At 59.9% G+C, this 18290-nt stretch carries 18 protein-coding genes and 1 pseudogene; 1 reads left to right on the forward strand and 18 read right to left on the reverse strand.

Translation table 11 applies throughout. The features are described 5' to 3' along the window. Positions 1 to 11: 11 nt before the first annotated feature. From motD to flhA, 10 genes are all read right to left on the reverse strand, one after another. Positions 12 to 902, reverse strand: a complete 891-nt coding sequence (gene motD, locus AB4P92_RS07485) for a flagellar motor protein MotD (protein ID WP_210622246.1) — start codon at positions 900 to 902, stop codon at positions 12 to 14. A gap of 15 nt (positions 903 to 917) precedes the next feature. After that, positions 918 to 1658, reverse strand: coding sequence for a flagellar motor protein (locus tag AB4P92_RS07490; protein ID WP_042558247.1), 741 nt, complete (start codon positions 1656 to 1658; stop codon positions 918 to 920). Beyond that, complete coding sequence (locus AB4P92_RS07495) at positions 1658 to 2809, reverse strand: chemotaxis response regulator protein-glutamate methylesterase (RefSeq protein WP_047300279.1); 1152 nt, start codon at positions 2807 to 2809, stop codon at positions 1658 to 1660. Before AB4P92_RS07495 ends, AB4P92_RS07490 begins: the two co-directional genes overlap by 1 nt. Positions 2810 to 2858: 49 nt before the next feature. Beyond that, on the reverse strand, positions 2859 to 5096 hold the full coding sequence (locus tag AB4P92_RS07500; RefSeq protein ID WP_042558245.1) for a chemotaxis protein CheA: 2238 nt from the start codon (positions 5094 to 5096) through the stop codon (positions 2859 to 2861). 36 nt (positions 5097 to 5132) lie between these two features. Beyond that, positions 5133 to 5921 (reverse strand): protein phosphatase CheZ, encoded by a 789-nt coding sequence (locus tag AB4P92_RS07505; protein ID WP_395599200.1) that lies wholly within the window; start codon positions 5919 to 5921, stop codon positions 5133 to 5135. A gap of 22 nt (positions 5922 to 5943) precedes the next feature. Further along, positions 5944 to 6315, reverse strand: coding sequence for a chemotaxis response regulator CheY (locus AB4P92_RS07510; protein ID WP_008072643.1), 372 nt, complete (start codon positions 6313 to 6315; stop codon positions 5944 to 5946). Positions 6316 to 6482: 167 nt separating this feature from the next. Further along, positions 6483 to 7223 (reverse strand): RNA polymerase sigma factor FliA, encoded by a 741-nt coding sequence (fliA, locus tag AB4P92_RS07515; RefSeq protein WP_007920004.1) that lies wholly within the window; start codon positions 7221 to 7223, stop codon positions 6483 to 6485. Beyond that, on the reverse strand, positions 7220 to 8050 hold the full coding sequence (fleN, locus tag AB4P92_RS07520) for a flagellar synthesis regulator FleN (protein WP_016771060.1): 831 nt from the start codon (positions 8048 to 8050) through the stop codon (positions 7220 to 7222). The genes fliA and fleN overlap by 4 nt, the downstream gene beginning before the upstream one ends. A gap of 116 nt (positions 8051 to 8166) precedes the next feature. Further along, entirely contained in the window at positions 8167 to 9507 is a 1341-nt protein-coding gene (gene flhF, locus AB4P92_RS07525; protein WP_047300277.1) for a flagellar biosynthesis protein FlhF, read from the reverse strand. Between the two features lie 11 nt (positions 9508 to 9518). Further along, positions 9519 to 11648, reverse strand: coding sequence for a flagellar biosynthesis protein FlhA (flhA, locus tag AB4P92_RS07530; RefSeq protein WP_042558242.1), 2130 nt, complete (start codon positions 11646 to 11648; stop codon positions 9519 to 9521). A gap of 606 nt (positions 11649 to 12254) precedes the next feature. On the opposite strand from flhA, the pseudogene AB4P92_RS07535 reads away from it, so the two are divergent. Beyond that, a pseudogene (locus tag AB4P92_RS07535) lies at positions 12255 to 12612 on the forward strand (DUF6124 family protein). Positions 12613 to 12729: 117 nt separating this feature from the next. On the opposite strand, the gene flhB reads toward AB4P92_RS07535, so the two are convergent. Genes flhB through fliL form a run of 8 tightly spaced genes read right to left on the reverse strand, consistent with a single transcriptional unit; the run spans position 12730 to position 18127 of the window. Continuing rightward, positions 12730 to 13869, reverse strand: coding sequence for a flagellar biosynthesis protein FlhB (flhB, locus tag AB4P92_RS07540; RefSeq protein ID WP_047300265.1), 1140 nt, complete (start codon positions 13867 to 13869; stop codon positions 12730 to 12732). A gap of 3 nt (positions 13870 to 13872) precedes the next feature. Next, complete coding sequence (gene fliR / locus AB4P92_RS07545) at positions 13873 to 14658, reverse strand: flagellar biosynthetic protein FliR (RefSeq protein WP_042558230.1); 786 nt, start codon at positions 14656 to 14658, stop codon at positions 13873 to 13875. A gap of 3 nt (positions 14659 to 14661) precedes the next feature. Continuing rightward, a complete protein-coding gene (gene fliQ, locus AB4P92_RS07550; protein WP_042558229.1) occupies positions 14662 to 14931 on the reverse strand; it encodes a flagellar biosynthesis protein FliQ in 270 nt (89 codons plus the stop codon). Then, complete coding sequence (fliP, locus tag AB4P92_RS07555; RefSeq protein WP_016984314.1) at positions 14928 to 15686, reverse strand: flagellar type III secretion system pore protein FliP; 759 nt, start codon at positions 15684 to 15686, stop codon at positions 14928 to 14930. The genes fliQ and fliP overlap by 4 nt, the downstream gene beginning before the upstream one ends. Beyond that, positions 15686 to 16141, reverse strand: a complete 456-nt coding sequence (fliO, locus tag AB4P92_RS07560; RefSeq protein WP_042558228.1) for a flagellar biosynthetic protein FliO — start codon at positions 16139 to 16141, stop codon at positions 15686 to 15688. Before fliO ends, fliP begins: the two co-directional genes overlap by 1 nt. Further along, positions 16142 to 16591, reverse strand: a complete 450-nt coding sequence (gene fliN / locus AB4P92_RS07565; RefSeq protein ID WP_042558227.1) for a flagellar motor switch protein FliN — start codon at positions 16589 to 16591, stop codon at positions 16142 to 16144. It lies immediately after the preceding gene. Between the two features lie 54 nt (positions 16592 to 16645). Next, entirely contained in the window at positions 16646 to 17614 is a 969-nt protein-coding gene (gene fliM / locus AB4P92_RS07570) for a flagellar motor switch protein FliM (RefSeq protein ID WP_007920032.1), read from the reverse strand. 9 nt (positions 17615 to 17623) lie between these two features. Beyond that, positions 17624 to 18127: a flagellar basal body-associated protein FliL gene (fliL, locus tag AB4P92_RS07575; RefSeq protein WP_042558226.1), complete on the reverse strand. Its 504-nt coding sequence runs from the start codon at positions 18125 to 18127 to the stop codon at positions 17624 to 17626. Positions 18128 to 18290 lie beyond the last annotated feature (163 nt).

Raw genomic sequence — 18290 nt, forward strand, 5'->3', positions numbered from 1 at the left:
CGAGACATGGCTCAGCGTATTAATGCGGGTGACGGAGAATTGACGGCACTCTCGCGTCCCGGCGTCTTGACCGGGGTCGGTGCAGTTTGTGTGCCAGCGCGCTTCAGTGCGGCGTCCGGTTGCGCATGAGCGGTTCCGGTACCCGTCAGGCTGCGGCGCACATCCAGATTGCGCGACACCACCAGCACCACGCGACGGTTTTTCGCCCGGCCTTCGGCAGTGGCGTTATTCGCTACTGGCTGGAATTCACCGTAGCCCACCGAGGCCAGCCGACCGGGATTGACGCCCTGCATCGCGAGCATGCGCACGATGCTCGCCGAGCGCGCCGAGGACAGCTCCCAGTTGGTCGGGTACTGCGCGGTGCGGATCGGCTGGTCGTCGGTAAAACCTTCGACGTGGATCGGGTTGTCGAACGGTTTGAGGATCGCTGCAACCTTGTCGATGATGTTGAAGGCGATGTCGCTCGGCATGGCGTCGCCGCTGCCGAACAACAGGCTGGAGTTGAGTTCGATCTCGACCCACAACTCATTGCCGCGCACAGTCATCTGGTTGGAGCTGATCAGGTCACCGAATGCGGCGCTGATGTCGTCGGCAATGCTTTTCAGCGGATCGCTGGCGCCGGCGATACCGGCGTCAACCTGCTCGGCGTCCTTGACCAGCGGTTTGGCCGGGGTCACGGTCTTCGGTCTCTCGTCGCCAATCTGGATCGGCTTGAGCGCGCGGTCGGAGTCGGTAAAGACCCCGACCAGCGCTTCGGAAATTTCCTTGTACTTGCCTTCGTTGATCGACGAAATCGAGTACATCACCACGAAGAAAGCGAACAGCAGCGTAATGAAGTCGGCGTAGGACACGAGCCAGCGCTCGTGATTAACGTGTTCTTCCTGATGCCTGCGACGAGCCATAGTCCATTACCCCCATCAATCCATGAAGCCCTGAAGCTTCAGCTCGATAGAGCGAGGGTTTTCACCTTCGGCGATCGACAAGATCCCTTCCAACAACATTTCGCGATAACGCGACTGCCGCAACGCGATGGACTTCAGTTTGGCCGCTACCGGCAACAGGATCAGGTTGGCACTGGCCACACCATAGATCGTCGCAACGAACGCCACGGCGATGCCGCTGCCCAGTTGCGTCGGGTCGGCGAGGTTGCCCATCACGTGGATCAGGCCCATCACCGCGCCGATGATGCCGATGGTTGGCGCGTAGCCACCCATGCTTTCAAAAACTTTGGAGGCTTCGATATCGCGCGCTTCCTGGGTGTAAAAATCCACCTCGAGGATGCTGCGGATGGCTTCCGGCTCGGCGCCATCGACCAGCAGTTGCAGGCCTTTGCGCGAGTAGTTGTCAGGTTCGGCGTCAGCCACCCCTTCCAGCCCGAGCAAGCCTTCCTTGCGCGCGGTGAGGCTCCAGTTGACCACGCGGTCGATGCCGCCAGCCAGGTCCACGCGTGGCGGAAAGAAGATCCACGCGAGGATCTGCATCGCGCGCTTGAACGCGCTCATCGGCGATTGCAACAGCGCGGCACCGATGGTGCCGCCTATTACGATCAGTGCCGCCGGGCCGTTGGCCAGCGCACCCAGGTGACCACCTTCCAGGTAGTTGCCGCCGATGATGGCGACGAACGCCATGATGATCCCGATAAGGCTTAGAACATCCATCAGATACACGCCTCGACGATGTGCTTGCCGATGTCGTCCAGACCGTACACCGCATCAGCGAGGTCGGCTTTGACGATGGCCATCGGCATGCCGTAGATCACGCAGCTTGCCTCATCCTGCGCCCACACCGAACTGCCGCCCTGCTTGAGCAGGCGCGCGCCTTCACGGCCGTCAGCGCCCATGCCGGTCAGCACGACCGCCAGAACTTTGTCGCCGTACGACTTGGCTGCAGAACCGAAGGTGATGTCCACGCACGGCTTGTAGTTCAGACGCTCGTCGCCCGGCAGGATTTTCACCGCCCCACGGCCGTCGATCATCATTTGCTTGCCACCCGGTGCCAGCAGCGCCAGGCCCGGACGCAGGATGTCGCCATCCTCGGCTTCCTTGACGCTGATGCGGCAGAGCTTGTCCAGACGCTCGGCAAAGGCTTTGGTGAACGCCGCCGGCATGTGCTGGATCAGCACGATCGGCGCCGGGAAATTCGCCGGCAACTGCGTCAGCACGCGTTGCAGCGCAACCGGGCCACCTGTTGATGTACCGATAGCGACGAGTTTGTAGGCCTTGCGTTTCGGTGCCGGCGACGAAGCACTTGCAGCCGGCGCGCGGGTCGGCGCCGGAGCAGGTGCCGGGCGTGCCGGTGCGCTGCTGGCGTGGCTGCTTTGGCTACTGAAACTCGATGCAGCCGGGGCCGGCGTCGGCGCAGGGGCTGGAGCAGCAACAGGCGCAGGTGCGCTGTAAGCACTGAAACGACGATTACTGCGCGAGATGCTATGCACCTTTTCGCACAGCAGTTGCTTGACCTTCTCGGGGTTACGCGAGATGTCTTCGAAATTCTTCGGCAGGAAATCCACCGCGCCGGCGTCCAGCGCATCCAGGGTTACCCGGGCGCCTTCGTGGGTCAGCGAGGAGAACATCAACACCGGGGTCGGGCAGCGCTGCATGATGTGCCGCACTGCCGTGATGCCGTCCATCATTGGCATCTCGTAGTCCATGGTGATCACGTCAGGCTTGAGCGCCATGGCCTGATCGATCGCCTCTTTACCGTTGGTTGCCGTACCGACAACCTGGATGCTCGGATCCGCTGAAAGAATTTCCGAGACGCGGCGGCGGAAAAAACCCGAATCGTCCACCACCAGGACTTTGACTGCCATAAACACTCCATTAGGTGCAGCGGAGCATCATCGCCCCGCCGCCCCGGATTCAAATACGCCGTGCGGCGTAACGCTTGAGCATGCTCGGAACATCAAGGATCAGCGCGATACGGCCGTCACCAGTGATGGTGGCGCCGGACATGCCCGGAGTGCCCTGAAGCATTTTGCCCAATGGCTTGATGACCACTTCTTCCTGGCCGACCAGTTGATCGACGACGAAGCCGATCCGCTGGGTGCCCACCGAAAGGATCACCACATGGCCTTCGCGCTGCTCTTCGTGAGCGGCGGAGCTGACCAGCCAGCGCTTGAGGTAGAACAATGGCAAGGCCTTGTCCCGCACGATCACCACTTCCTGACCATCGACAACGTTGGTGGTCGACAGGTCGAGGTGGAAGATTTCGTTGACGTTGACCAGCGGGAACGCAAACGCCTGATTGCCCAACATGACCATCAGCGTCGGCATGATTGCCAAGGTCAACGGCACCTTGATGACGATCTTCGAGCCCTGGCCCTTGGTCGAGTAGATGTTGATCGAACCGTTGAGCTGGGAAATCTTGGTCTTCACCACGTCCATGCCGACACCGCGGCCAGACACGTCGGAGATCTCGGTCTTGGTCGAGAACCCAGGGGCAAAGATCAGGTTGTAGCACTCGGTATCGCTCAGGCGATCGGCTGCATCCTTGTCCATCACACCGCGTTTTACCGCGATGGCGCGCAGGACGTTCGGGTCCATGCCTTTGCCGTCATCGGAAATCGACAGCAGGATGTGATCGCCTTCCTGTTCGGCGGCCAGCACCACTTTGCCGCCACGGGCCTTGCCCGAAGCTTCGCGTTCTTCCGGCGACTCGATGCCGTGGTCGACCGCGTTGCGCACCAAGTGGACCAGCGGATCGGCCAGAGCCTCGACAAGGTTTTTGTCGAGGTCGGTTTCTTCGCCGACCAGTTCCAGATTGATTTCTTTCTTGAGCTGACGGGCCAGATCGCGAACCAGACGCGGGAAGCGCCCGAAGACCTTCTTGATCGGTTGCATCCGCGTTTTCATCACCGCGGTCTGCAAGTCAGCCGTGACCACGTCGAGGTTCGACACAGCCTTTTGCATGGCTTCGTCGCCGCTGTTCAGACCCAGGCGCACCAGACGGTTACGCACCAGCACCAGCTCGCCGACCATGTTCATGATTTCGTCGAGACGCGCGGTGTCGACCCGCACGGTGGTTTCGGCTTCGCTGGCCGGTTTTTCCGGCGGTGGCGCGGCTGGCGCACGGGCCGGAGCCGGTGCAGCAGCGGCCGCAGGTTTTGGCGATTCGGCTTTCGGCGCAGGCTTGGGCGCTGCGGCCGGGGCCTTGGCGGCAGGTTTTGCGACAGCGGCAGTGCTGCCGGCAGACGCGGTCCCTACTTCAGTGAACTTGCCTTTGCCGTGCAGTTCGTCGAGCAGCGATTCGAATTCGTGATCGCTGATCAAATCGCTGCCGGCCGCAGCCGCTGCCGGAGCAGCAGGCGCAGGCACCGCAGCAATCGCCGATTCCAGCGCATCAACGGCAAAGTTGCCCTTGCCGTGTAACTGATCGAGCAGCGCTTCGAATTCGTCGTCGGTGATGTCCGAGCTGTCGCCCTTGGCCGGTGCCGCAGGAGCCGCCGCCGCAGGGGCCACAGCATCAACCGCGAACTGGCCTTTGCCGTGCAGTTGATCGAGCAACGACTCGAACTCGGCATCGGTGATTTCATCGCTGGCCGCTTCAGTTGCAGCAGGCGCAGCGGCAGCCGCCGGGGCTTCGGCCTGAGCCTTGACGGCGTTCAGCGAGTCCAGCAACTGTTCAAATTCGTTATCGGTGATGTCGCCCGAATCGCTTTCGGCAACCGGTGCCTCGACGACTTCTTCAACCGCTTCGGCTTCAGCCGATTGCGGTTCGGCCAGACGCGCCAGGGCGGCCAGCAGCTCAGGCGTAGCAGCCGTAATCGGGCTGCGCTCGCGCACTTCGGTGAACATGCCGTTCACCGCATCCAGCGCTTCAAGCACAACGTCCATCAGTTCTGAATCAACGCGACGCTCACCCTTTCGCAGGATGTCGAACACGTTTTCGGCGATGTGACAGCACTCAACCAGCTCATTGAGCTGAAGGAAGCCGGCGCCCCCTTTTACAGTGTGGAAACCGCGAAAAATTGCGTTGAGCAGATCAGCATCATCCGGACGGCTTTCCAGCTCGACCAATTGTTCTGACAGCTGCTCAAGAATCTCGCCGGCCTCAACCAGGAAATCCTGAAGGATCTCTTCATCGGCGCCGAAGCTCATTAAGGGGGTGCTCCTACAGGTCTAAAAACCTAAAACTCAAAATCCAAGGCTGGATAGCAAATCGTCCACATCGTCCTGACCGGACACAACGTCTTCTCGTTTATCGGCATGAATCTGCGGACCTTCACCCTGCGAGAGATGTTTTTGTGGATCTTTTTCAGCGAGCATCGCCGCACGGTCATGTTCGATGCCCGCAAAGCGGTCCACCTGACTGGCCATGAGCACGAGTTTGAGCAAATTGCTTTCGACTTCGGTGACCAGTTGGGTCACACGTTTGATCACCTGACCGGTGAGGTCCTGGTAATCCTGAGCCAGCAGGATGTCGTTCAGATTGCTCGACACCGCACGGTTGCCCGTGCTGCTGCGTGACAGAAAACCGTCGACCCGGCGCGCCAGTTCGCGGAACTCTTCGGCCCCGACCTCACGACGCATGAAGCGACCCCAATCGGTACTCAAGGTCTGGGCTTCATCAGCCAGACCATTGACCACCGGCGTGGCGCTTTCCACCAGATCCATGGTGCGGTTGGCCGCGGCTTCCGTCAGTTTGACCACATAGCCCAGGCGTTCGGTGGCGTCGGTAATTTGCGACACTTCCTCGGCCTGCGGCATGTTCGGATCAATCTGGAAATTGACGATCGCACTGTGCAGTTCACGTGTGAGCTTGCCAACTTCCTGGTACAGGCCACGGTCACGGGTCTGATTGAGCTCATGGATCAATTGCACAGCGTCGCCGAACCTGCCCTTTTCAAGGCTTTCGACCAGTTCGACCGCATGTTTTTTCAGGGTCGATTCAAAATCGCCCTGTGAAGATTCTTTGTGGTCCATAGCTCCCCCGTGGCGCAGTTTCTCAACCGATGCGTTCGAAAATCTTCTCGATTTTGTCTTTCAACGCCTGGGCCGTGAAGGGTTTCACCACATAGCCGTTTACACCGGCCTGGGCTGCTTCAATGATCTGCTCGCGCTTGGCTTCAGCGGTCACCATCAGCACTGGCAGGTGCTTGAGTTTTTCATCGGCGCGCACGTGACGCAGCAGGTCGATACCGGTCATGCCCGGCATGTTCCAGTCCGTTACCAGAAAGTCGATGCTGCCGCTGTTGAGAACCGGAATGGCGGTAATGCCATCGTCAGCCTCGACGGTGTTGGTGAACCCCAGATCGCGCAGCAGGTTCTTGATGATCCGCCGCATCGTTGAGAAGTCATCAACGATGAGGATTTTCATGTTCTTGTCCAATTCGACCTCCAAGCAGTCTTAAACGCGCCCAGCACCTGGACGCGCCATTTCATTCAATCCGGCGTAACACTCAAAGACTGTCTGGAGCACAACAGAGCAAGACCGGTGCCGTTCATCACCGCACCAGCCTCGTTCGCAGTGTCCCCACACTGCCTTCAGCGCGCTCGCCACTCCCCCAAACGCCCCCGCAAACGGGCCGCGCACTGGCTGTGTAACTGGCTGACCCGCGACTCACTGACGCCAAGGACTTCACCGATCTCCTTGAGGTTCAGCTCTTCGTCGTAGTACAGCGCCAACACCAGTCGCTCACGCTCCGGCAAATTGGCAATCGCGTCCGCCAGCGCTGCCTGGAAGCGTTCATCTTCCAGATCGCGTGACGGCTCAAGATGAGCACTCGCGCCATCCTCGTGCAGCCCTTCGTGTTCGCCGTCCTGCAACAGGTCGTCGAAACTGAACAAGCGGCTGCCCAGGGTGTCATTCAAAATCCCGTAATAATCGTCGAGACTCAATTGGAGTTCGGCCGCAACTTCGTGATCTTTAGCATCACGGCCGGTTTTAGCTTCAATCGAGCGAATTGCGTCGCTGACCATACGGGTATTGCGGTGAACCGAGCGTGGTGCCCAGTCCCCTTTGCGCACTTCGTCGAGCATCGCGCCGCGGATTCGAATGCCCGCGTACGTTTCGAAACTGGCGCCTTTGCTGGCGTCATATTTGGTCGAGACTTCGAGCAGGCCGATCATCCCGGCCTGGATCAGATCCTCGACCTGCACACTCGCCGGCAACCGTGCCAGCAAGTGGTAGGCAATGCGTTTGACCAGTGGCGCATAACGCTCGATCAACTCGTACTGCGCATCACGTGCCGACTTTTTGTAGTAGTTCATACCGCTTGCGGTCATATGACAGGCCCTGCCGTTTGCTGCACGAGGCGCTCGACGAAGAATTCAAGGTGGCCGCGCGGGTTGGCAGGCAGCGGCCAGGTATCGACCTTCTGTGCGATTGCCTTGAACGCCAGTGCGCACTTGGAACGCGGGAAGGCTTCATAGACCGCACGTTGTTTCTGCACAGCCTTGCGCACGCTTTCGTCGTAAGGCACGGCGCCGACGTATTGTAGGGCCACGTCAAGAAAGCGATCCGTGACCTTGGTCAACTTGGCGAACAGGTTGCGACCTTCCTGCGGGCTCTGCGCCATGTTGGCCAGGACGCGGAAGCGGTTCATGCCGTAATCGCGGTTGAGCAACTTGATCAGCGCGTAAGCGTCGGTAATCGAAGTCGGCTCGTCGCAGACCACCAGCAACACTTCTTGCGCGGCGCGTACGAAACTGACTACCGAGTCACCAATGCCCGCAGCGGTGTCGATCACCAGTACGTCGAGATTGTCGCCGATGTCGCTGAACGCCTGAATCAGACCGGCATGCTGAGCCGGGCTCAGATGCACCATGCTCTGAGTGCCCGATGCAGCCGGCACGATGCGAATTCCGCCCGGGCCTTGCAACAGCACGTCGCGCAATTCGCAGCGGCCTTCGATCACGTCGGCCAAGGTGCGTTTGGGCGTCAAACCCAGCAGAACGTCGACGTTCGCCAGTCCCAGATCGGCGTCCAGCAGCATGACCCGACGGCCAAGCTCTGCCAGCGCCAGAGACAAGTTCACTGACACGTTAGTCTTGCCGACGCCACCTTTGCCGCCAGTCACCGCGATAACCTGTACGGGATGCATGCTGCCCATGTTATTTCTTTACCTTGTCTTGCATAGACGGAGGCCACATTACTGGCTGCGCGTTCACAAACGGAACAATGCATGGCAGACCATCGATGTAGGTACAAAAATTGTTCATGATTACCTCAGCCTACCTGCTTGGTCGGGCTGTGATAGATATCAGCGAACATGTCAGCCATGGCTTCTTCGCTGGGTTCTTCCTGCATTTGCACGCTGACGGCGCGGCTGACCAGTTGATGACGGCGCGGCAGATGCAAATCATCCGGAATCCGTGGGCCATCGGTCAGATACGCGACCGGCAATTCATGACTGATCGCCAGGCTCAACACTTCGCCAAGGCTGGCCGTTTCATCCAGTTTAGTCAGGATGCACCCGGCGAGCCCGCAACGCTTGTAACTGTGATAAGCGGCGGTTAGAACCTGTTTTTGGCTGGTGGTTGCCAGCACGAGATAATTTTTTGAACGGATGCCACGTCCGGCCAGACTTTCGAGCTGCATACGCAGTGCCGGATCGCTGGCCTGCAGGCCGGCGGTATCGATCAGCACCACGCGTTTGCGCAGCAGCGGGTCCAGGGCCTGCACCAGCGACTGACCCGGATCGACGTGCGTTACCGGCACGTTGAGAATCCGGCCCAGGGTCTTCAGTTGTTCCTGAGCGCCGATGCGGAAGCTGTCCATGCTCACCAGCGCGACATTCTGCGCGCCGTACTTGAGCACGTAGCGGGCAGCAAGCTTGGCCAGCGTGGTGGTCTTGCCCATGCCGGCAGGGCCGACCATGGCAATCACACCGCCCTCTTCCAGCGGCTCGACTTCCGGTACGGCAATCATCCGCGCCAGGTGCGCCAGCAGCATGCGCCAGGCCTGACGAGGTTCTTCGATATCCGTGATCATCGCCAGCAGGTCGCGCGACAACGGGCCGGACAGGCCGATCCGTTGCAGACGACGATACAGGTTGGCTTGCGCCGGGCGGCTGCCTTGCAGCTGGTTCCAGGCGAGGGTGCCGAGCTGAACTTCCATCAGCTCGCGCAGGCTGTTCAATTCAAAACGCATCGAATCCAGTGCACGCGGATCAATCCCGCCTGACGATTGCGCAGGTGCCGGGGCCGGACGTGCCGGGGCCGCGTAAGTCGGCTCGCTCAACGGTTCGGCAGCGGTCAGCGGCAGGCCGGCCGTCATTGGCAAACCGGCGAACAGCTGGCGATTGGTGTCGCCGTCGGCTTCGCCCCGCAGGCTCAATTCGGCCTGAGCGGTGACGATGCGCGACTGGGTCTTGCGCAGCTCGTCTTCGAGCTCCATGTTCGGAACCCGTGGCGCGAGCGCCGACAACTTGTAATCCAGCGCCGCCGTCAGTTCGACGCCGCCGGCAATGCGGCGGTTGCCAATGATGGCGGCATCAGCGCCCAGCTCATCACGAACCAGCTTCATGGCCTGACGCATATCGGCGGCGAAAAAACGCTTAACTTGCATAAACCACTACCTCAGCCGTTGGGCCCTACTGTCGCAACGATCGTCACTTGCTTGTTGTCCGGTATTTCCTGGTAGGCCAGCACGTGCAATCCAGGGACTGCCAGGCGGCCAAAGCGCGAGAGCATCGCGCGGATCGGGCCGGCTACCAAGAGGATGACCGGCTGACCTTGCATTTCCTGCCGCTGCGCCGCTTCGATCAGTGAACGCTGCAGCTTCTCGGCCATGCTTGGCTCCAGCAGAACGCCCTCTTCCGAGCCTTGTCCTGCCTTCTGCAGACTATTGAGCAATATCTGTTCCAACCTTGGCTCCAGAGTGATAACAGGTAGCTCAGACTCCGTGCCTACAATGCTTTGGACGATTGCGCGAGATACGCCGACCCGCACAGCAGCCACCAACGCGGCGGTATCTTGACTCTTCGCGGCGTTGTTGGCGATGGCTTCGGCAATGCTGCGGATATCGCGTACCGGCACATGCTCGGCCAGCAACGCTTGCAGCACCTTGAGCAACTGCGACAACGAAACCACGCCCGGCACCAGCTCTTCCGCCAGTTTTGGCGAGCTTTTGGCCAGCAATTGCATGAGTTGCTGCACTTCCTCGTGGCCGATCAGCTCGCTGGAGTGCTTGTACAGAATCTGGTTCAAGTGCGTCGCGACCACGGTGCTCGCATCCACAACGGTATAACCCAGCGATTGTGCCTGCGCGCGCTGACTGATTTCGATCCACACCGCTTCCAGACCGAAAGCCGGATCTTTGGCGTTGATACCGTTGAGCGCGCCGTAGACCTGACCGGGGTTGATCGCCAGCTCGCGATCCGGGTAAATCTCGGCCTCGGCCAGGATCACCCCCATCAAGGTCAGGCGGTACGCGCTCGGAGCCAGATCGAGGTTGTCACGAATGTGCACAGTGGGCATCAGGAAGCCCAGATCCTGCGACAGCTTCTTGCGCACGCCCTTGATCCGCGCCAGCAATTGCCCGCCCTGATTGCGATCCACCAGCGGGATCAGGCGATAGCCGACTTCCAGGCCGATCATGTCGATCGGGGTTACGTCGTCCCAGCCAAGCTCTTTGGTTTCCATGGCGCGGGCCGGCGATGGCAGCAATTCCTGCTGACGCTTGACCTCTTCCAGCGCGACGACTTTGGCCACGTTCTGTTTTTTCCAGAACAGGTACGCGGCGCCGCCAGCCAGTGCGGCCATGCTCAGGAACGAGAAGTGCGGCATGCCCGGCACCAGGCCCATGACCGCCATCAGACCGGCAGCCACTGCCAGCGCTTTGGGCGAGGCGAACATTTGGCGGTTGATCTGCTTGCCCATGTCCTCCGAACCGGAAGCACGGGTCACCATGATCGCCGCCGCTGTTGATAACAACAGTGATGGCAATTGCGCCACCAAACCGTCACCGATGGTCAGCAAGGCGTAAACCCGGCCAGCGTCACCGAAGCTCATGTTGTGCTGGAAGATACCGACGGCCATACCGCCGATGAGGTTGATGAACAGAATCAGCAGGCCGGCGATGGCGTCACCACGGACGAATTTGCTCGCACCGTCCATGGAACCGTAGAACTCGGCCTCTTGGGCGACTTCCTGACGGCGCGACTTGGCCTGGTTCTGGTCGATCAGACCGGCGTTGAGGTCGGCGTCGATTGCCATTTGTTTGCCGGGCATCGCATCGAGGGTGAAACGTGCGCTCACCTCGGAAATCCGCCCGGCACCCTTGGTCACCACGACAAAGTTGATGATCATCAAAATCGCGAATACCACGATACCGACCACGTAGTTACCGCCGATCACCACCTCACCGAAGGCCTGGATCACCTTACCGGCGGCGGCGTGGCCGTCCTGACCGTGGAGCATCACCACCCGCGTCGACGCCACGTTCAACGCCAGGCGCATCAGCGTCGCCACCAGCAGGATGGTCGGAAACACCGCAAAATCCAGTGGCCGCAGGGCGTAAACGCACACCAGCAGCACGACGATGGACAAGGCAATGTTGAAGGTGAAAAACACGTCCAGCAGGAACGGTGGAATCGGCAACATCATCATTGCCAACATGACCAGCAGCAACAACGGCACGCCCAGATTGCCTCGACTGAGATCGGCAACGTTTGAACGAGCACTGTTGAGTAACTGAGAGCGATCCACCGGTTTTCCCCGTTCCTTTAAAGCAAACTTTTGACGCCCAGAGCGGACGTACGGCGGCTATTGCAAGAAACCTTCCAACTTTTGCCAATGATCGAACAGGGAGGTTTTGACCTTGAGTTTTTTACCGGGACTGCCCTTTCGCGAGCAGGCTCGCTCCCACAGGAAACTGCATTCAAATTATGAGAATTAAATGCGAACCAGATGTGGGCGCGGAATGCATTCCAACCGTGGGAGCGAGCCTGCTCGCGAAGGGGCCATAAAAACCGGCGCGATTCTTTGATTTAAACGAAGGTGTTTAAAAGACACTTGCAGACACGGGTTCCAGGCTACGAATCCTTGCGCCTTTGCCTACAGCTACGCCAGAATCCGCCGGCTTGTGCGCCTTGGGGGTGGACTCTATTGTTGATCCGTCGCTGATTTCTCAGTGATCGGGTTTAGCAGCCTGGGTTTTCTCTAGACGCACAAGTCCGTTGCCGTTATGGCGGCTTTGCGTGGGGCACTTCGGTGCGCCGGGTTCTAGAGTCCTGGTCTGCTAACCCGCGTATAGCCGCCACCCCTTTCGTTAGCAGCGAACAGTGGCAGCTTCATTACTCTAGAGGCTTCACCATGATAAAACCCACGCCCAACCCGCCCGAAACCGACCCCACCTCTCCCTACGAATCCCTCGATTCAAAAAAACTCGACGCCGCCGACCGCGCCCTCGATCACTACCTCTGCCCACCCGGCTCCACGCCACCGCCCCGTCAAACCCGCCGGATGTACGCCGTTACCGCCGATTTCAAAAAACGAGGAACTGCTGGTCGATGCCTGCGAAACACTCGCCTCGGCCAAAACCATCGCCCAAGACTTCGCCCGCCTCTTGCCAGCGTCGCAGCGCAGGACACTGCTGGGGATTGCGCAACTGATCATGCTTGGGGAGCTGGCGGTGAATCGGGTGCTGGATAATCTGCAATTGCCGGGCTGAGCCCTGAACACGGGGTTTAATTACACAGATATTTCCCTGTAGGAGCTGCCGTCAGGCATAAAAAACCGCCGTCCCGTTCAATCGGGACGGCGGTTTTTTTGTTTCATCACGGTAATGTCAGGAATCGCGGCGCAAGTCCGGAGGAATCGGCAAATCATCCTTGAGCGGATCCGGACGCTTCCCCTTGCCCGCCTGGTATTGGCGGATCTGATAGACATAGGCCAATACCTGGGCCACGGCCAGGTAAAGCCCGCCCGGGATTTCCTGATCGAGTTCGGTCGAGTAGTAGATCGAGCGCGCCAACCCCGGCGATTCGAGGAGCATGACGTTATTGGCCACGGCAATTTCGCGGATCTTCAGCGCCAGGAAATCACTGCCCTTGGCCAGCAGTATCGGCGCCCCGCCCTTTTCCGAATCGTATTTCAGCGCCACGGCGTAGTGGGTCGGGTTGGTGATGACCACGTCGGCGTCGGGAATGGCCGCCATCATGCGTCGCTGGGACATTTCGCGCTGGGTCTGGCGGATGCGCTGTTTGACCTCCGGCCGACCTTCCTGATCCTTGTGCTCGTCGCGCACTTCCTGCTTGGTCATCTTGAGCTTTTTCATGCTCTCCCAGATCTGCACCGGGACATCGACCGCCGCGATGATGATCAGGCCACAGGCCAGCCACAGCGTGCTCCAGCCGACCAGCACCACACTGTGAATGATCGCCAGCTCGAGTGGCTCATGGGCAATACGCAGCAAGTCATCGACGTCCGCAGCCAACACCATCAAGGCCACGGACAAGGTGATCAAAAACTTTGCCAGCGCCTTGAGCAGTTCGATGATGGCCTTCATCGAGAACATCCGCTTCAGGCCGGCTCCCGGGTTCATCCGGCTGAACTTGGGCGCCATGGAGCCTGCTGCGAACAGCCAGCCACCGAGGGAAATCGGCCCGATCAGCGCGGCCAGCAGCAGCGTGATCATGATCGGCTGAATCGCCACCAACGCGAGTTTCCCTGACTGCAAGAGAAACGCGCCCATGGAGCCCTGGTCCATGATCACTTCGCGCGACAGCGTGAAGTTAAGGCGCATCAGGTCCATCAGGTCTTCGGCAAGCATGCCGCCGAACACCAGCAGCGCGCCGGAACCGGCCATCATTACAGCAAGGGTGTTTAGTTCTTTGGAGCGGGCAATCTCGCCCTTCTCACGGGAGTCCTTTTTACGTTTCTCCGTGGGGTCTTCTGTTTTGTCCTGACCGCTTTCGCTCTCTGCCATGACTCAGCGCGCCCGTGCGAGTTCGCGTAGCAACTGCAAGGCCTCGGTGGCCAGCGGCTGATACTGATTGAGAATATCCGCCAGACCGACCCAGACGATGAACAGCCCGAGCACCAGGGTCAGCGGAAAACCGATGGAGAAAATGTTCAGTTGCGGCGCGGCGCGGGTCATTACGCCGAAAGCGATGTTGACCACCAGCAACGCGGTCACTGCCGGCAGCACCAGCAGCAACGCCGCCCCCAGGACCCAGCCGAGCTTGCCGGCCAGCTCCCAATAATGCGCGGTCATCAGCCCGCTACCCACTGGCAACGTGGTGAAGCTCTCGGTGAGGACTTCGAAAACCACCAGATGACCGTTCATCGACAGGAACAACAACGTCACGAGCATGGTGAAGAACTGCCCGATCACTGCCACCGAAACGCCGTTGGCCGGGTCGACCATCGAGGCGAAGCCCATACCCATCTGGATCGCGACAATTTGCCCGGCCACGGCAAATGCCTGGAAAAACAGCTGCAGGGAAAAGCCAAGCACGGCGCCGATCAGAATCTGCTCGGCAATCAGCAGCAAGCCACTGAGATCGAGCGGACTCACCGCCGGCATCGGCGGCAGGCCCGGGACAATCACCACGGTGATTGCGACGGCGAAATACAGACGCACGCGCCGCGGGATGAGGGTCGTGCCGAATACCGGCATGACCATCAGCATCGAGGCCACGCGAAACAGCGGCAACATGAACGTCGCCACCCAGGAACTGATCTGGGTGTCGGTCAGCTGAAGCAGCGACTGCATGGCTTAGCCGATGACCATCGGGATGTTTTTGTACAGCTCGATGATGTATTCCATGAACGTCTGCACGATCCACGGACCGCCGACGATCAGGGTCACCAGCATCACCAGCAGACGCGGCAGAAAGCTCAAGGTCTGTTCGTTGATTTGCGTGGCCGCCTGAAACATCGCCACCAGCAAGCCCACCAACAGGCTCGGCACCACCAGAATCGCGACCATCAGTGTGGTCAGCCACAGCGCCTCACGAAAGATATCGACCGCGACTTCCGGCGTCATGGCGAGACACCTCCGAAACTGCTGGCCAAGGTGCCGATAATCAGCGCCCAGCCATCCACCAGCACGAACAGCATGATCTTGAACGGCAGCGAGATGATCAACGGCGAGAGCATCATCATACCCATCGCCATCAGCACACTGGCCACGACCAGGTCGATGATCAGGAACGGAATGAAGATCATGAAGCCGATCTGGAACGCCGTTTTCAGCTCGGACGTGACGAACGCCGGCACCAGAATAGTCAGCGGTGCCTGATCCGGGGTGGCGATGTCGGTGCGCTTGGACAGGCGCATGAACAACTCAAGATCACTGGTACGCGTCTGGGCGAGCATGAAGTCCTTGATCGGCACCTGGGCTTTTTCCACCGCTTGCTGGGCGGTGAGTGTCTCCGCCAGATACGGTTGCAGCGCATCTTTGTTCACCCGGTCGAACACCGGCGCCATGATGAACATCGTCAGGAACAGCGCCATGCCGGTGAGGATCTGGTTCGACGGCGTCTGCTGCAAGCCCAGGGCCTGACGCAGGATCGAGAAGACGATGATGATCCGCGTGAAACTGGTCATCAGGATGACCGCCGCCGGGATAAAACTCAGCGCGGTCATGATCAGCAGGATCTGCAGACTGACCGAATACTCCTGCGCGCCGTCGGCGTTGGTGCCCAGCGTGATCGCCGGGATCGACAACGGATCGGCGGCGAACGCCAGCGGCGCGGCCAGCATCAGGGCCAGCGTCAAGACGATGCGTAGCGCACCCATTACTTCTTATCCTTCTGATCCTTGCCGAGAATCCTCAGCAGATGCTGGGCAAATTCCGGCGTCGCTTTCTCGCTGGTGCTCGGCACCTCGACCGGTTCCTTGAGCACGTGCAGCGCGGTGATGGTGCCGGGGCTCAAGCCGAGCAGAATCTGCTCATTACCGACCTGCACCAGCATCAGACGGTCACGCGGGCCGAGCGCGCGCGAGCCAATCAGCTCGATCACCTGCCCTTTGCCCGCAGGCCCCGCCTGCTGCACCCGACGCAACAGCCAGGCGAGGAAGAAGATCAACCCCAGCACCAGCAGCAGGCCGAACACCAGCTGCGTCAATTGCCCGGCCACGCCACTGTTGACCATCGGTGCGGTAGCAGCGGCAGGCGCGGCGTGGCCAGCCACCGGTTCGGCGGCCAACACGCTCAGGGGCAAGGCCAGCAGAGCCCAGAGAAACCTTTTCACTCAGCGCAGCTTCTTGATGCGTTCGCTTGGGCTGATCACGTCGGTCAGGCGGATGCCGAACTTCTCGTTGACCACCACTACTTCGCCGTGAGCGATCAGCGTGCCGTTGACCAGCACGTCCAGCGGCTCACCGGCCAGGCGATCAAGCTCGATCACCGAACCCTGGTTGAGTTGCAGCAGGTTGCGGATGTTGATGTCGGTGCTGCCGACTTCCATCGAGATGGACACCGGGATGTCGAGGATCACGTCCAGGTTCGGGCCGTCCAGTGTCACTGGATCGTTGTTCTTCGGCACGCTGCCGAACTCTTCCATCGGCAGACGCGAGCCGCTGGATGCATCGGCCGCCAGCAGTGCGTCGATTTCGGATTGACCATCACCGGTCTCTTCCAGGGCAGCAGCCCATTCGTCAGCCAGTGCCTGATCGTCCTGGGCGTTCATATCGTCGTTCATCATTTGTCCTCGGCGGGCAAAAATTCAGCTAAATGTGGGGGTAAACGCGCCGCTTCAGCGACGCTCGATCGGCTCGATCACTTGCAACGCGAGGTTGCCTTTGTGCGAGCCCATCTTGACCTTGAAGGCCGGCACGCCGTTGGCGCGCATGATCATTTCGTCCGGCATCTCGACCGGGATCACATCCCCCGGCTGCATGTGCAGGATGTCGCGCAGCTTCAACTGGCGGCGGGCCACGGTGGCACCGATCGGCACGTCGACATCGAGCACGTCCTGGCGCAGGGCGTTGACCCAGCGCTCGTCCTGATCGTCGAGGTCCGACTGGAAACCGGCGTCGAGCATTTCCCGCACCGGCTCGATCATCGAGTACGGCATGGTCACGTGCAGGTCGCCGCCACCGCCATCGAGTTCGATGTGGAAGGTGGAGACCACAATCGCTTCGCTCGGGCCGACGATGTTGGCCATGGCCGGGTTCACTTCCGAGTTGATGTACTCGAAATTGACTTCCATGATCGCTTGCCAGGCTTCTTTCAGATCGACGAAGGCCTGCTCCAGCACCATGCGCACCACGCGCAGTTCGGTCGGGGTGAATTCACGCCCTTCGATCTTGGCGTGACGGCCGTCGCCGCCGAAGAAGTTGTCCACCAGTTTGAACACCAGTTTGGCGTCGAGGATGAACAGCGCGGTGCCGCGCAGGGGTTTGATCTTGACCAGGTTGAGACTGGTCGGCACATACAGCGAGTGCACGTATTCGCCGAACTTCATCACCTGTACGCCACCGACGGCAACGTCCGCCGAGCGGCGCAGCATGTTGAACATGCTGATGCGGGTGTAGCGGGCAAAACGCTCGTTGATCATTTCCAGAGTCGGCATGCGTCCACGGACGATGCGATCCTGGCTGGTCAGGTCGTAGCTTTTGACACTGCCGGGTTCGGCAGCGTTATCGGTCTGTACCAGACCATCGTCGACGCCATGCAACAGCGCATCGATTTCATCCTGGGACAGCAGATCCTGCACGGCCATGTCGTGTTCCTACTGCAGTACGAAATTAGTGAAAAGCAACTGTTCGATCACCACTTTGCCCAGCTCTTTCTGCGCCACTTCCTGCACGCTGGCGGTGGCCTTCTGGCGCAACATTTCCTGGCCGACCGGGGTCGCCAAGGTGGCGAAGTCCTGACCGGAGAAGAGCATTACCAGGTTGTTGCGGATCACCGGCATGTGCACTTTCAGCGCTTCCAGGTCGGCCTGGTTACGCGCCAGCATGGTGATGCTCACCTGCATGTAGCGCTGACGGCCGTTCTGGTTGTAGTTGGCGACAAAGGCGGGTGCCATCGGTTCGAAAATCGCCGGCTGCTTGCCGACCGGCGCTGCTTGGGCGGCATCGGCAGGCTTGCTCTGAGCGCTGTGCATGAAGAACCAGGTCGCCCCCACGGACGCACCAATGGCCAACAACAACGCCAGCACGATCACGATGATCAGCTTGAGTTTGCCTTTGGTTGCGGGGTCTTTTACTGCTGCTGTTTCGCTCTTCGCCATGCCAATAATCCGTCACTATTCGGGTTTTCACAGTCGCACGGCAAGGCAAGAGCAAGTGTTATGCCAGAAGTGTTGGAGGGGAGGACGGGCACCATAAAACAACTGTGGGAGCGAGCCTGCTCGCGAAAGCGATGTAACAGTCGACGTAAAAGTTGAATGTTAA

The sequence above is a fragment of the Pseudomonas sp. A0308 genome, assembly GCF_044218815.1.
Lineage (GTDB): Bacteria > Pseudomonadota > Gammaproteobacteria > Pseudomonadales > Pseudomonadaceae > Aquipseudomonas > Aquipseudomonas iridis.